We start from the raw sequence: 13,378 nt of genomic DNA on the forward strand, positions 1-13,378 counted from the left end.
CCCTAAATTTTCAAAAAGCAACCCAGCTGTCCCGCTGTCGCTCCGAGAAGGACATACGGTATACAACCAGGCTGCTTTAAGAGTAATCTTATGGAAAATTAACGACGCAATCCCAGTCTTTCGATCAGGGCACTGTAACGTCTGATGTCTTTGTTTTTCAAATACGCCAGAAGTTTACGACGTTGTCCAACCATTTTCAACAATCCACGACGGGAGTGATGATCTTTCTTGTGCGTACGCAAGTGGTCAGTCAAATTAACGATGTTCTCCGTTAGGATAGCAACTTGCACCTCAGGGGATCCAGTATCGGATTCGTGAGTTTTGTGCTCGTCGATCAATTGATGTTTACGTTCTTGAGTTAATGCCATCCTGTTCACCTCCTTCAATATAATCGCCACTAGCCTCGTCACCGTCGGTGAGAACGTGCAACCAAGCTAAGGTTATGATGCTGTAAGCCAGCAACGTTACTTAGTATAGCATCTCCATTAACAAAAGTAAACGGCTTGTCCGGGATGACTATAAATTATACTCCAGAATCTTCTTCGCGGTTTCTGCATCCTCGCCAATCTGAGTAATCAATGCTCCAATGGAGTCAAACTTCCGTTCTGGACGAATGTAAGCTACCAATTCTACCTTAAGCTCTTGATCATACAGGTCACCCTCGAAGTCAAAAAGATGAACCTCAAAGCTCGGAGTTAACACACCCTCATGAAAGGTTGGTTTAACACCCACATTCATAACCCCGTACAGAACTTTATCCTTATAAAAGACTCGGACCGCATATACACCTTTGGTCGGAATGACAAAATGATCACTGAGCTTCAAATTGGCAGTTGGAAAACCAATTGTGCGGCCTCTCTTCTCACCATGCCCCACTTCACCACGCAGATGATAGCAACGTCCGAACCAGGAGTTTGCCAGCCCCAGATCTCCATTTTGGAGACTTTTACGAATGCCGGAGCTGCTAACCTTTTCACCTTCAAGCAGAAAAGGAGGAGCAACTTCCACATTCATAACACCTTCACCCAGTTTGCGAAGCATCTCAACATCGCCTTCACCTTGGTAGCCAAAGCGAAAGTCAAAGCCAACAACTGCTGTTACAATATGTAGCGGTAAAAGCATAACAGAGACAAAATTCTGTGGACTAACCCGGGAAAGCTGCTCATTAAATTCAACAACATACAGGATATCGACACCCATGCTGGCAAGAATCTCTTGCTTTTCAAAGGGTGGCGTCAAGTACCCTTCATAATCTCCCTTACCCATAACATCTTTGGGATGAGGATGAAATGTAAGGACTGCAGCCGGCACACCTTGTTTACGGGCTAAGGCTACAGCGGATGTAATGACGCTGGCATGTCCACGATGCAGGCCGTCAAACTGCCCTAGAGCAGCCACTTGAGGTTGTGCCCATTCGGCAGCAGTCTCCGGCGACATCGGATAGGTTAACGTTACGGTTCTCACGCTGTTTCTCACCTACAATTCACTTGGTAAAATTGATTTAAGCTTGTGCAAACACCTTTACTGGGGCAATAGCACCTGTCTCTTCCAGCTCATAAATGCCAAGAAACAATCCCTGAAGATCGTATAGCCGAATTTGACCTGTTGTCTTCACTTCTGGAGCAATGAACCGCGAAGACAAACGTTGCCCTTGCAGTGCTGCCTTCTTCTTCTCATCCATAACGGTATGCTTAGGCAAATGCGAAATTGCCTCATCAGCAGCGATTAAATGATCTTCCAATGTTCCGGCTTCCTTGTGCGCGGCAATATCCTCAAGGGATAAACAATGGCTGGCAGAAATTCCTGCCGACATTGTTCTCTCCAGCTTCACCATTACACCCGGCAGTCCAAGCGCACGACCGATATCTACACAAAGTGTACGAATATACGTGCCTTTGGAGCATAATACCCGGAAAGTGATGTCGGGATGATTACCTTCCCAAGTCATATCCGTCATTTCGATTTCATAAATCTCTACTTCGCGACTTTTCCGTTCAACGGTTTTGCCTTCTCTAGCCAATTCATAAAGACGTTTGCCGTCGACTTTCACCGCAGAGTACATGGGAGGAACCTGAGAAATTACGCCTTTGAAAGAGGCAAGCACTGCAAGAATCTCTTCCTCAGTTACATGAACCTCATCAACAGTTTCCGTAATGGTTCCAGTTAAGTCTTCAGTATCACTGGACATCCCCAGTCTCAGTGTTGCCACATATTCTTTGGGCAGCTCCTGAATATACTCCACAACGCGAGTCGCACGTCCCAGACAAAGCGGCAATACACCAGTCACTTGGGGATCTAGTGTCCCCGTATGACCAATTCGTTTCATGCCGAGAATCCGACGTGCCTTGGCTACAACATCATGTGAAGTGAAGCCTGCCGGTTTATAAACCGCCAGAACACCTTCTAATTCACTCATAAATGACGTCTTACCTCCTCAAGCACCTGAGCTATTGCCTCCTCAAGCGTAGCTTCTATACGCGCACCTGCAGCACGGGTATGACCGCCGCCTCCAAACGTTTGCGCCAATGCAGCCACGTCAACTTTACCGGCAGAACGCAGGCTAACCTTGACCGCATGTTCGTGAATAACTTTAAAAAGAATGCCTACTTCCACGCCCCGAATATTACGAGGGTAGTTTACGATTCCTTCCAAATCTTCATTAGCAGCAGCACATTCGATCATATGCTCGGGTGTAACATATAGCCAGGCAATATCTCCTTCAGGAGATAATTCCAGCGTATTTAAGGCTTTATTTAATATTTTAACCTGTGGCAGCGTCATTTCTTCAAGCAATGTCTCAGCGAGTTCAGGACCGTTAACCCCAAGGGATAATAGCTCAGATACAGCTGCCATTACTTTTGGTGATGTGTTGGTATAACGAAAACCACCGGTATCTGTTAACAGACCCGTATATATAGCTGTGGCGATATCAATATCCCATTCGATCTCGAATGTCTTCAGCAGGTCGAACAAAATTTCCGCTGTCGCAGCTGCATCCGGTTTGATTAAATTAACGAATCCATAACCGTTATTTGTTGGATGGTGATCAATGTTCAGGATAAAAGCCTCATTCGCAAAATAGCGATTTGTCAGCCCTACTCGCTGAAAATCCGCACAATCCACACAGATGACGTTGCTGTATTGACGGGGCGGTTCACTAGAGGCCATATTGATGATTTCATCCGAATGCCATAGGTATTCCATTCGCTTCGGGATCGGTCCTTCATTCAGCATAGTATATTTTTTGCCCAGACATGAGAGAAGCCAGCCCACCGCAAGGGTGGAGCTGACTGCATCTCCGTCCGGCTGAACATGCGACACTACAAGGTAATCGTCGTGTTCCAGCAGAAACTCACGGGTCTGCTGGAGACTTTGTTCATAGCTCTGCATTCGCCGTCTCCTTTTTAAAGGTTGTTCAAAATAGCATAACGCTATTTTGAACCCCACTTTAATCACTTATTTCTAATCGTTCTTATGAAGCTCTCCAAGAAGCTTCTCAATATGACTGCCATAAGCGACAGATTCGTCGAACTTGAAGATCAGCTCCGGTGTATGCCGAAGGCGAATGGCCTTGCCAAGCTCTGAGCGAAGAAAACCATTGGCTTTCTCAATCGCTTTAAGCGAGTCTGACTTCTGCTCTTCATCCCCGAACACGCTTAGGTATACCTTGGCTTGCGATAGATCGTTAGTCACGTCTACGCCAGTTACAGTTACAAAACCGATTCGAGGGTCTTTCAGACCGCTTTGGATAAGTTGACTAAGCTCTTTCTTGATCTGCTCGCCCACTCGTCCTGCTCTAATTTTAGACATCTATATTCACCTCTTCGCTTAGCGCTCTACAGTTTCCATAAGAAACGCTTCGATAATGTCGCCCTCTTGGACGTCATTATAGCGTTCCAAAGTTATGCCACATTCATAACCTTGCGCCACTTCTTTGGCATCATCTTTGAAACGTTTCAAAGTATCAACCTTACCTGTGAACACTACGATTCCGCTACGGATCAAGCGCATTTCAGCATTACGGGTAATTTTACCGGAAGTAACCATACATCCTGCAATGGTTCCCACTTTGCTGATTTTGAACACGCTGCGAACTTCGGCGTGACCGATAACATTCTCTTTATAGATAGGATCGAGCATACCTTTCATGGCACTTTCGATTTCTTCAATTACGTTGTAGATAATGTTGTGCAGACGAACATCTACTTTTTCTTGCTCAGCAGCTGCTTTGGTCTGTGCGTCTGGACGAACGTTAAAGCCGATAACGATAGCATTCGATGCTGCTGCAAGCGTAATATCGGATTCAGTAATCGCACCAGCACCGCTGTGAATGATCTTCACGCGCACGCCTTCCACTTCGATCTTAGCCAAGGATCCTTTAAGCGCCTCGACTGAACCTTGTACGTCAGCTTTGATAATCACGTTAAGGTCTTTGATCTCGCCATCTTTAATGTGCTGGAACAGATCATCCAAAGTTACACGGGTGTTCGTATTCAGCTCAGATTGACGTTGGGAAGTAGAACGTCTATCAGCAATCGCACGCGCTTTACGCTCGTCTTCAAAAGCCATAAACGGATCGCCAGCTTGTGGCACCTCAGTCAAACCAGTAATTTCTACTGGAGTAGATGGTCCAGCTTCTTTGATCTTACGACCTTTATCATTGACCATCGCACGTACACGTCCGAAGCAGTTACCTGCTACAAAGGCATCGCCGACTTTCAACGTACCGTTCTGAACGAGTATACGAGCAACTGGCCCACGGGATTTATCAAGCTCAGCTTCTATAACAGTACCGCGTGCCCGTTTGTCAGGGTTCGCTTTGTACTCATTAACTTCAGCTACGAGCAGGATCATTTCCAGCAGTTCTTCCAAGTTAATACGTTGTTTCGCAGAGAGGTTAACGAAGATGGTATCTCCACCCCACTCTTCAGGAACAAGTTCATAACTTGTAAGCTCTTGCTTCACCTTATCAGGATCTGCACCCGGTTTGTCGATTTTATTAACAGCGACAATAATCGGAAGTCCAGCAGCCTTAGCGTGTGCAATAGCTTCAACGGTCTGAGGCATAACACCGTCATCAGCAGCTACTACGATAATTGTCATATCCGTAACCTGTGCACCACGAGCACGCATAGCAGTAAATGCTTCGTGACCAGGTGTATCAAGGAACGTGATTTTCTTTTGGTTGATTTCGACTTGATAAGCACCGATGTGCTGAGTGATTCCGCCGGCTTCGCCTAGCGTCACATTGGTCGAACGAATAGCATCAAGTAGTGTAGTTTTACCATGGTCAACGTGACCCATAATAGTAACTACTGGAGGACGAGTCTGAAGATCCTCTTCATTGTCATTCTCTTCCACTGTTTCGAAGCTGTCCTCGTCAACAGGAATCTTCACTTCTACTTCTACGCCAAATTCAGCAGCGAGTAGCAAAATGGTGTCGATATCAAGTTCTTGGTTGATGGTAGCCATAACACCCATCGAAATCAGCTTTTTGATTACTTCAGAAGCATCCTTGTGAAGCAATTTCGCTGTTTCACCAACGGTCATGCTGCCACGAACGATGATTTTCTTAGGTGTGTTATCGATCTTCTCGCGGTGTACCATTGGCTGGTTCTTGCCACGGCCATTCTTACCACCACGACCGCGGTAGTTACCACCTTTACCATCATCGAAACGTCTTTGATTATTATTCGGTCTGCCACCAGTTGTGTTCTTTTTAGGACCTCTGTCATCACCGCGTGTGAAACCTCCGCCTGTGCCAGATTGACCTTGTGGACGGCTGTCAGTGCGTGGTGCACTGCTTTGTCCTTGCGGACGGCTGCCACTTGTGTTGCTGCCTTGTGGACGGCTGCCACCAGTGTTGCTGCCTTGTGGGCGGCTACCACCAGTATTGCTGCCTTGCGGACGGCTGCCACCAGTATTGCTACCTTGTGGACGGTTGCCGCCAGTATTACTGCTTTGCGGACGGCTGCCACCGGTATTGCTACCTTGTGGGCGATTGCCGCCAGTAGTGCTGCCTTGCGGGCGGCTGCTGCTAGTACTGCTAGTACTGTTAGTACGTGGAGCACCGCTTTGTTGCGGACGTGCATTCTGCGTTGAACCTGTTTGTGTTCTGCGGGAATCTTGTCCGCTTTGGGGCCTTGGGGACGTCGTCGATTGGTTGTTGTTTTGGTTACTGTTCATACCTACCTGCTTTTCCTGTTGATTTTTGTTGGCATTCTGAGCACTTTGAGGTTCGGCTGTTACCGCACCGGTTGTTACCGGCCGGCTGCTGGTGCCGGTATCCCGCTTGGCTGCAGCGTTTGATTTGATATCCTTAAAGAACTGTTCAACTTTGTTCACGGATCCATTCTCCATGACACTCATATGATTATTCACAGGGACATTCAAACGCTTCAGAATAGTAATAATTTCTTTACTGCTCATGTTTAGTGACTTGGCGTATTCGTACACGCGCAATTTATCTTTGTTCTCTTCTTTAGTCAATAAATCCACCTCCGACAGTATCTCCGAGTTGCTTGGAGATCATTTCCGCGAATCCTTTATCCGTAATGGCCAGTACTACACGCTGGTCTTTACCAATACTTGCACCGAGTTCATCCCGGTGAAATGCGATTACTAGTGGAATATCGTAAGTTCCGCATTTATCACGGAACTTTTTTTGGGTATTATCTGAAGCGTCACCTGCCAGAACGACCAGCTTCGCCTCTGAAGACCGTACAGCTTTGAGTACAGCCTCGTCACCGGTGACTATCTTGCCTGCTCTCATGGCAAGCCCTAAATAAGAAAGCGCCTTACTCATTATCCTCACTATCCTTTGCTGCTAGAAACTGCTCTTCCACGGAAGTAAACTCCCGGGCTAGCTGGGCGTAGATTTCAGGACTCACTTGACATTTCAATGCACGGTCAAGTGCTTTGTTCTTTTGTGCCAGCTGAAAGCATTCAAGCTTGCCGCATATGTAAGCACCACGGCCTGACTTCTTGCCCGTCAGATCAATCAGCACTTCACCTTCAGGCGTTCTTACCACACGAATCAGCTCTTTTTTAGGCATCATCTCTTGGGTAGCAACGCATTTACGCAGCGGCACCTTTTTTTGTTTCATAACAAACGCCTCCCGTCAAGCAGGTTAATTAATCTATGGAGACGGAATCCTGATGCATTTCATCAATAGAAGATTTCGGTCTGCCGTATTCCTGCTCCGCTTGAGTTTCACTCTTGATATCAATCTTCCAGCCGGTAAGTTTAGCGGCAAGACGTGCATTTTGCCCTTTAATACCGATAGCCAGTGACAATTGATAATCAGGAACGATAACTCTCGCCATCTTCTCCGCTTCAAAGACTTGAACTTCAAGAACCTTTGAAGGGCTAAGTGCATTCGCAACATATTCCTGCACCAGATCAGAATAACGGACGATATCGATCTTCTCACCGCGAAGCTCAGTAACGATGGTCTGAACGCGTGTGCCTCTTGGACCTACGCAAGAACCAACGGGATCTACTTCTGGATTGCGGGAATACACAGCAATCTTCGAGCGGAAGCCAGCTTCACGGGCTACAGAACGAATCTCAACTACACCGTCAAATATTTCAGGAACTTCAAGCTCGAACAGACGCTTCAGTAATCCAGGATGACTGCGGGAGAGCATAATCTGCGGACCTTTTGTTGTATTCTCAACTTTTGTGATATAAGCCTTGATGCGTTCGCTTTGTTTGAACTTTTCACCTGGCATCAATTCGCTAAGCGGAAGAACCGCTTCGATTTTGCCAAGATCAATGTAAATGTTCCGCATATCTTGACGTTGAACTAGTCCAGTAACGATATCATCTTCTTTGTCGATAAAAGCATTATAGATAAGTCCACGCTCTGCCTCGCGAATTCGTTGAGTTACAACCTGCTTAGCAGTCTGTGCGGCAATACGTCCAAAATCACGCGGTGTCACTTCAAGCTCAGCGATATCTTCCAGCTGGAAATGCGGGTTAATTTCTCTGGCTGCCGGCAATGAGATTTCAGTCCTTGTATCCAGGACCTCCTCAACAATTAACTTGCGGGCAAACACTTTAATGACACCTGTATTGCGATTCATGTCAACACGCACGTTCTGTGCTGCATTGAAATTACGTTTATAACTAGAGATCAGCGCCGCTTCAATCGCTTCAAACAGCACATCTTTACTGATGCCTCTCTCCCTCTCCAGCTCATTCATTGCTTCAATAAACTCCATACTCATGAATTTCCGGCCCCCCTTTCAAGACGTTAAAAAATAATGGCCAATCTCGCACTTGCGACCTTGGCGTACGGTACTACTACATGTTCTTTTTTGCCCGCGGAGATGAGCAGTTCCTCGTTCTCGAACGAGAGCAAACGACCTTCAAATTCTTTGAGTCCTTGAATCGGCTCATAAACAGTCACATACACGTCCTTACCTACCGCTTTAGCTACATCCGCAGCTTTTTTGAGAGGACGCTCTGCTCCCGGCGAGGAAACCTCAAGGAAATATGCCTCAGGAATAGGATCATTCTCATCTAACTTCTGACTGAAATATTCGCTAATGATCCCGCAGTCATCAATATCAATGCCGCCTTCTTTATCTACGAATATACGCAGAAACCAATTGGAGCCTTCCTTCACGTATTCAACGTCCACCAGTTCGAAACCATTGTCGTCGAGATAGGGCCCGAGCATCTGCTCTACCGTTTGTTTAATTTTAGATTTGGGTGTGCTCAAAAGAAAATTACCTCCACGAACTTGTCTTTTGCTATATACCAAAGATAAAGAGTGGGTTTCCCCACTCTTTACACAACGGACTTATCTCATTATTACCAAAGAAATTATACCATAGGGAAACTGGACTGACAAGTGCTAGCCCTTGACTCCCCCTTTGGAGCACTCTTTTCTAGCCATGAAATAAGTGTTGATAAAGCCTTTAAAATAGGGAAAGTTGATTACTTTCCGGTAAGCCGCGGAAGCAGCCCATGCCGGTCAGCAGCTCTATAACCGTCTTACTTGCCTTTGATTTCTGCTGGAAATCTTCAATTGACAGGAACTCGCCAGCATCTTTCGCAGCAGCTATGTTGATAGCAGCATTCTCACCAATTCCCGCTAAAGCAGAAAACGGAGGAATCAAACTCTTGTCATCAACAATAAACTTATTCGCTTCTGAGCGGTAAAGATCAATGTTTTTGAATGTAAACCCACGTGCCGTCATCTCCAAAGCCATCTCAAGGACAGGCAACATAGCCTTTTCCTTAGGCAAAGCTTGAAATCCTTTTTGCTCAATCTCTACGATCTGACGGCTGATGGCTTCATACCCCTTACAGCACAATTCAATATCAAAATCTGCTGCACGTACAGAGAAATAAGTCGCATAATATTCAATAGGATGATACAGCTTGAAGTAGGCGGTACGTACTGCAGAAATTACGTATGCAGCAGCATGCGCCTTCGGGAACATGTATTGAATCTTTAGACAAGAATCAATATACCATTGTGGGACCTTGCACTTTTTCATTTCCTCGATCCATTCGTCAGACAAACCTTTACCTTTACGAACACTCTCGGTAATTTTAAAGGCCAAGCTCGCATCCATTCCCGCTTTATAAATTAAGAAGAGCATGATGTCATCACGACAACCGATAACGGTCTTAATGTTACAAGTGTTATTCTTTATAAGCTCTTGAGCGTTACCAAGCCAAACACCAGTACCATGAGACAAACCTGATATTTGCAGTAAGTCAGCAAAGCTGGACGGCTTCGACTCAATAAGCATTTGACGTACGAACTTGGTACCCATTTCGGGCACACCATAGGTCGCAACCGGTGATCTGATTTCGTCAGGTCTTACTCCAAGTGCATCTGTAGAGTTAAACATGCTCATTACTTTCGGATCATTCATCGGGATAGAAGTTGGATCAACACCTGTCAAATCCTGAAGCATCCGCATCATCGTCGGATCATCATGACCCAGAATATCAAGCTTCAGCAAATTCGCGTCAAAAGCGTGATAATCAAAGTGTGTGGTCTTCCATTCAGCATTGACATCATCCGCCGGGAATTGTACTGGCGTAATATCTTCTACCTCCATATAGTCTGGAACAACGACTATACCACCCGGATGCTGTCCCGTACTACGTTTAACGCCTGTACAGCCAGCCGCCAGACGGCCAACTTCAGCTCCACGCCAACGTTTCTGGTGAAGTTCTTCGTATTTTTTTGCAAATCCGAAGGCTGTCTTCTCAGCTACGGTACCAATCGTTCCGGCACGGAATACATTTTTCTCACCAAACATTTCTTTGGTAAAGTTATGTGCATTCGGCTGATATTCCCCTGAGAAGTTCAAGTCGATATCGGGGACTTTATCCCCTTTAAATCCAAGGAAGGTCTCGAACGGAATATCCTGGCCTTCACCTTTGAGCTTCTGACCGCAATCCGGGCAGACTTTATCTGGTAAATCGAATCCGCTCCGCACACTACCGTCCAGGAACCATTCATTATGGCGACACTCGGGGTTTAGGCAAATATAATGCGCAGGCAAAGGATTAACTTCTGAAATTCCTAGAAATGTAGCTACTACAGAAGAACCTACGGAACCCCGCGAGCCTACGAGATACCCATCCTGATTTGACTTTTTAACGAGACGTTCAGAAATCAAATAGTTGGCAGAGAACCCGTATTTAATAATCGGTGCAAGCTCTTTCTCCAAACGGGCAATAACTACCTCAGGCAGCTCTTCACCGTAAATGGATTTGGCAGTATTGTAGCAGGTCTCGCGAATTTCTTCGTCCGCCCCGTCAATAATTGGTGTAAATAGCTTATCTGGAAATAGCTCCAGTTCTTCAAAACGCTCCGCCAGCTCAACTGTATTTGTGACAACGACTTCCATCGCTTTTTCAGCACCAAGAAATTCGAATTCAGACAGCATTTCATCTGTTGTGCGGAAGTGTGCATCCGGTTTGCGTTGGTCTTTAAGCGGACTAAAGCCCGTGATCCCATTAATCGTAATATCACGATACAGCTTGTCCCGGGGTTCAAGATAATGTACATTCCCCGTTGCGATAACAGGTTTATTCAACTGTTCGCCTATTTCGCAAACCTTCCGGACTACATCGCGAAGCTCATCAGGGCCTGCTACAAAACCCTTGTCCACCAAGTGCATGTACATGGTCAATGGCTGAATCTCCAGCACATCATAAAAATGAGCAACCTCCATGGCTTCCTCAGTCGTTTTGTTGAGTACTGCTTCAAAAAACTCTCCACGTTCACAACCGGAAATCACGAGCAGTCCATCTCTATGCTCTTCCAGCTTGGATTTCGGAATACAAGGTACACGTTTGAAATATTCCGTATGTGACATGGAAATGAGCTTATAGAGATTTTTTTTCCCTATTTGATTTAGTGCATAAATATTACAGTGGAACGGTCGTGTGTTCGAAAGATCATTACCCACATAATCGTTTAGTCGATCAAGGCGGGTCATGCCCTTCATCTTTTCAGCATCTGCGAGCAATCCTGTTAATATACCGCCGAGTGCTATGGTATCATCAATCGCACGGTGATGGCTTTCCAGAAGAACTTTATATTTATCGGCTAATGTGTTCAGCCTGTGATTCTTCATGCTTGGATATAGTAACCGCGCGAGCTCAAGCGTATCAAGAGATGGATTCGGAAGTACAGGTTCACCTATTTTACGTAACGAGGCCTGAATAAAACCCATATCAAATCTGGCGTTATGAGCTACAAGGATACTATCACCCACAAATTCAACAAACTTACGCAGTACTGGCTCAAGATCAGGAGCATCCTTAACCATTTCATCCGTAATATTGGTCAATTGCTGAATATGATAAGGGATTTTCTCATGCGGATTAACAAAAGTAGAATAACGGTCTACTTCTTTGCCTTCGCACATTTTAATGGCCGCCAGCTCCGTAATATTATTGCGGGTAATCGATAAACCCGTGGTTTCTATATCAAACACTACATAGGTAGCTGTCTTCAAGTCCAAAGGCTGAGCGTTCTCGACAATATTCACAGAGTCATTCACAACATTAGCTTCCACACCATAAATCATTTTTATCTTATGCTTATGAGCTGCATGGTTTGCATCAGGGAAAGCCTGAACGCCGCCATGATCAGAAATAGCAATCGCAGGATGCCCCCACTGGGCAGCTGTTTTGACATAGGTAGTGATCGGAGTGACCGCATCCATCGTACTCATCGTAGTGTGAAGGTGGAATTCCACCCGTTTCTTAGGAGCTGTATCTTTACGCGCAGGCGGTGCCTTAACTTCCGTTAAATCCGAAGGGATCATCACGAGCTCAGGAATCTGCATAAAACGGTCATATTCTACTTTCCCGCGTGCTCTTACCCATTTGCCATTGGCTAGCTGACTCATAACCTTCAGATCATCTTTAGTCTTCGCGAACATCTTCATTTGTAGAGAATCTGTAAAATCGGTCAGACTGAAAGTGAACAAGGTACTGCCATTGCGAAGCTCCTTACGATCCAGACCAAAAATGGTACCCTGAATTGTAATTTTCTTCTCTTCATCTTGAATTTCAAGAATCGGCACGGCCTGTTCCTTAATTTCATACCCCACTTGAAGCTTAATTACTTCATTAGGATCGCTATCATCAGCAGGAGCTTCTGTTTCCACAGCAGTCATCATCTGCTCAACGATCTCGCGTTGTTCTTGCTGAAGCTTTTGCTGAAATTCTTCGAATGCTTCAACATTATTATTTTCGTTCTCCGCCATTAGTAATTTAACCTTTAAGGAGAGACCGAAATACTTATCATAAAATTTAATAATTGCTCCATCGATGCTTTTTTTGCGAGCTAACTCCATCGAAGTGGAATCACTCATCGTTAACATTAAAGTATCCTCTTTAAGCTCCTGTGAGGAGCGGGTCAGCCAGCCGTTTACCGATGGAATCTCCCGATGTACCCACTCCAGAAACAGTCCCCAATATTCCTGGACAAGCTCCGCTCTGCTAACCTTCTCATCATATAGGAACAAAAAGCTTACTTTAGCTATATGCTGTAGCTTCTCCCGCATTCTAAGGCAAAATGTCCGATATACCTGTGCTGGAACCAGACTATCTTTCGCTATAACGATTTGCCAGTCCCGGTTGCCACGACTGATCTCAACACGTTCTATATACCCATCCAAAAAGTAGGGGTCCATGATTGCAGGTGGAATTTCACCCTGCTTCATCAAGAGCTCGAACCTTTTTCTTCTCTCCTGGTTTTGTTCCATGCTTTCCTCCCACCTTTAATAACCCAGTTAAAACTATCCATGATATACAGTGAAAGTACAATATGATAAGAAGAAACGATGTAGTCGACTTTTAAAGACGACAACTGTTTCTCGTAAAAAT

11 protein-coding genes are annotated in these 13,378 nt (G+C 45.5%); all 11 read right to left on the minus strand.

What is annotated here, in order from left to right:
- Positions 1 to 98 precede the first annotated feature (98 nt).
- Positions 99 to 368 (minus strand): 30S ribosomal protein S15, encoded by a 270-nt coding sequence (gene rpsO / locus MHI32_RS18475; RefSeq protein ID WP_036656390.1) that lies wholly within the window; start codon positions 366 to 368, stop codon positions 99 to 101.
- Positions 369 to 516: 148 nt separating this feature from the next.
- On the minus strand, positions 517 to 1,464 hold the full coding sequence (locus MHI32_RS18480) for a bifunctional riboflavin kinase/FAD synthetase (RefSeq protein ID WP_076127848.1): 948 nt from the start codon (positions 1,462 to 1,464) through the stop codon (positions 517 to 519).
- Between the two features lie 37 nt (positions 1,465 to 1,501).
- Positions 1,502 to 2,416, minus strand: a complete 915-nt coding sequence (gene truB / locus MHI32_RS18485; protein ID WP_076127847.1) for a tRNA pseudouridine(55) synthase TruB — start codon at positions 2,414 to 2,416, stop codon at positions 1,502 to 1,504.
- Entirely contained in the window at positions 2,413 to 3,390 is a 978-nt protein-coding gene (locus MHI32_RS18490) for a bifunctional oligoribonuclease/PAP phosphatase NrnA (RefSeq protein ID WP_340010502.1), read from the minus strand. Before MHI32_RS18490 ends, truB begins: the two co-directional genes overlap by 4 nt.
- Positions 3,391 to 3,462: 72 nt before the next feature.
- Positions 3,463 to 3,810 carry a 30S ribosome-binding factor RbfA gene (gene rbfA / locus MHI32_RS18495; protein WP_076127845.1) on the minus strand — a complete coding sequence of 116 codons (348 nt, stop codon included), beginning with the start codon at positions 3,808 to 3,810 and terminating at the stop codon, positions 3,463 to 3,465.
- Between the two features lie 18 nt (positions 3,811 to 3,828).
- A complete protein-coding gene (infB, locus tag MHI32_RS18500; RefSeq protein ID WP_076127844.1) occupies positions 3,829 to 6,489 on the minus strand; it encodes a translation initiation factor IF-2 in 2,661 nt (886 codons plus the stop codon).
- Positions 6,482 to 6,805, minus strand: coding sequence for a YlxQ family RNA-binding protein (locus tag MHI32_RS18505; protein ID WP_036688466.1), 324 nt, complete (start codon positions 6,803 to 6,805; stop codon positions 6,482 to 6,484). Before MHI32_RS18505 ends, infB begins: the two co-directional genes overlap by 8 nt.
- A complete protein-coding gene (locus MHI32_RS18510) occupies positions 6,798 to 7,106 on the minus strand; it encodes a YlxR family protein (RefSeq protein ID WP_036688467.1) in 309 nt (102 codons plus the stop codon). Before MHI32_RS18510 ends, MHI32_RS18505 begins: the two co-directional genes overlap by 8 nt.
- A gap of 28 nt (positions 7,107 to 7,134) precedes the next feature.
- Positions 7,135 to 8,232, minus strand: a complete 1,098-nt coding sequence (gene nusA, locus MHI32_RS18515; protein ID WP_036688470.1) for a transcription termination factor NusA — start codon at positions 8,230 to 8,232, stop codon at positions 7,135 to 7,137.
- 26 nt (positions 8,233 to 8,258) lie between these two features.
- Positions 8,259 to 8,729, minus strand: a complete 471-nt coding sequence (gene rimP / locus MHI32_RS18520) for a ribosome maturation factor RimP (RefSeq protein WP_340010505.1) — start codon at positions 8,727 to 8,729, stop codon at positions 8,259 to 8,261.
- A 199-nt stretch (positions 8,730 to 8,928) separates the two neighbouring features.
- Positions 8,929 to 13,257, minus strand: a complete 4,329-nt coding sequence (locus tag MHI32_RS18525; RefSeq protein ID WP_076127841.1) for a PolC-type DNA polymerase III — start codon at positions 13,255 to 13,257, stop codon at positions 8,929 to 8,931.
- Between the last annotated feature and the right edge of the window lie 121 nt (positions 13,258 to 13,378).

The organism is Paenibacillus sp. FSL H7-0690, from assembly GCF_037980415.1.
In the GTDB taxonomy this organism is placed as follows: domain Bacteria; phylum Bacillota; class Bacilli; order Paenibacillales; family Paenibacillaceae; genus Paenibacillus_AQ; species Paenibacillus_AQ odorifer.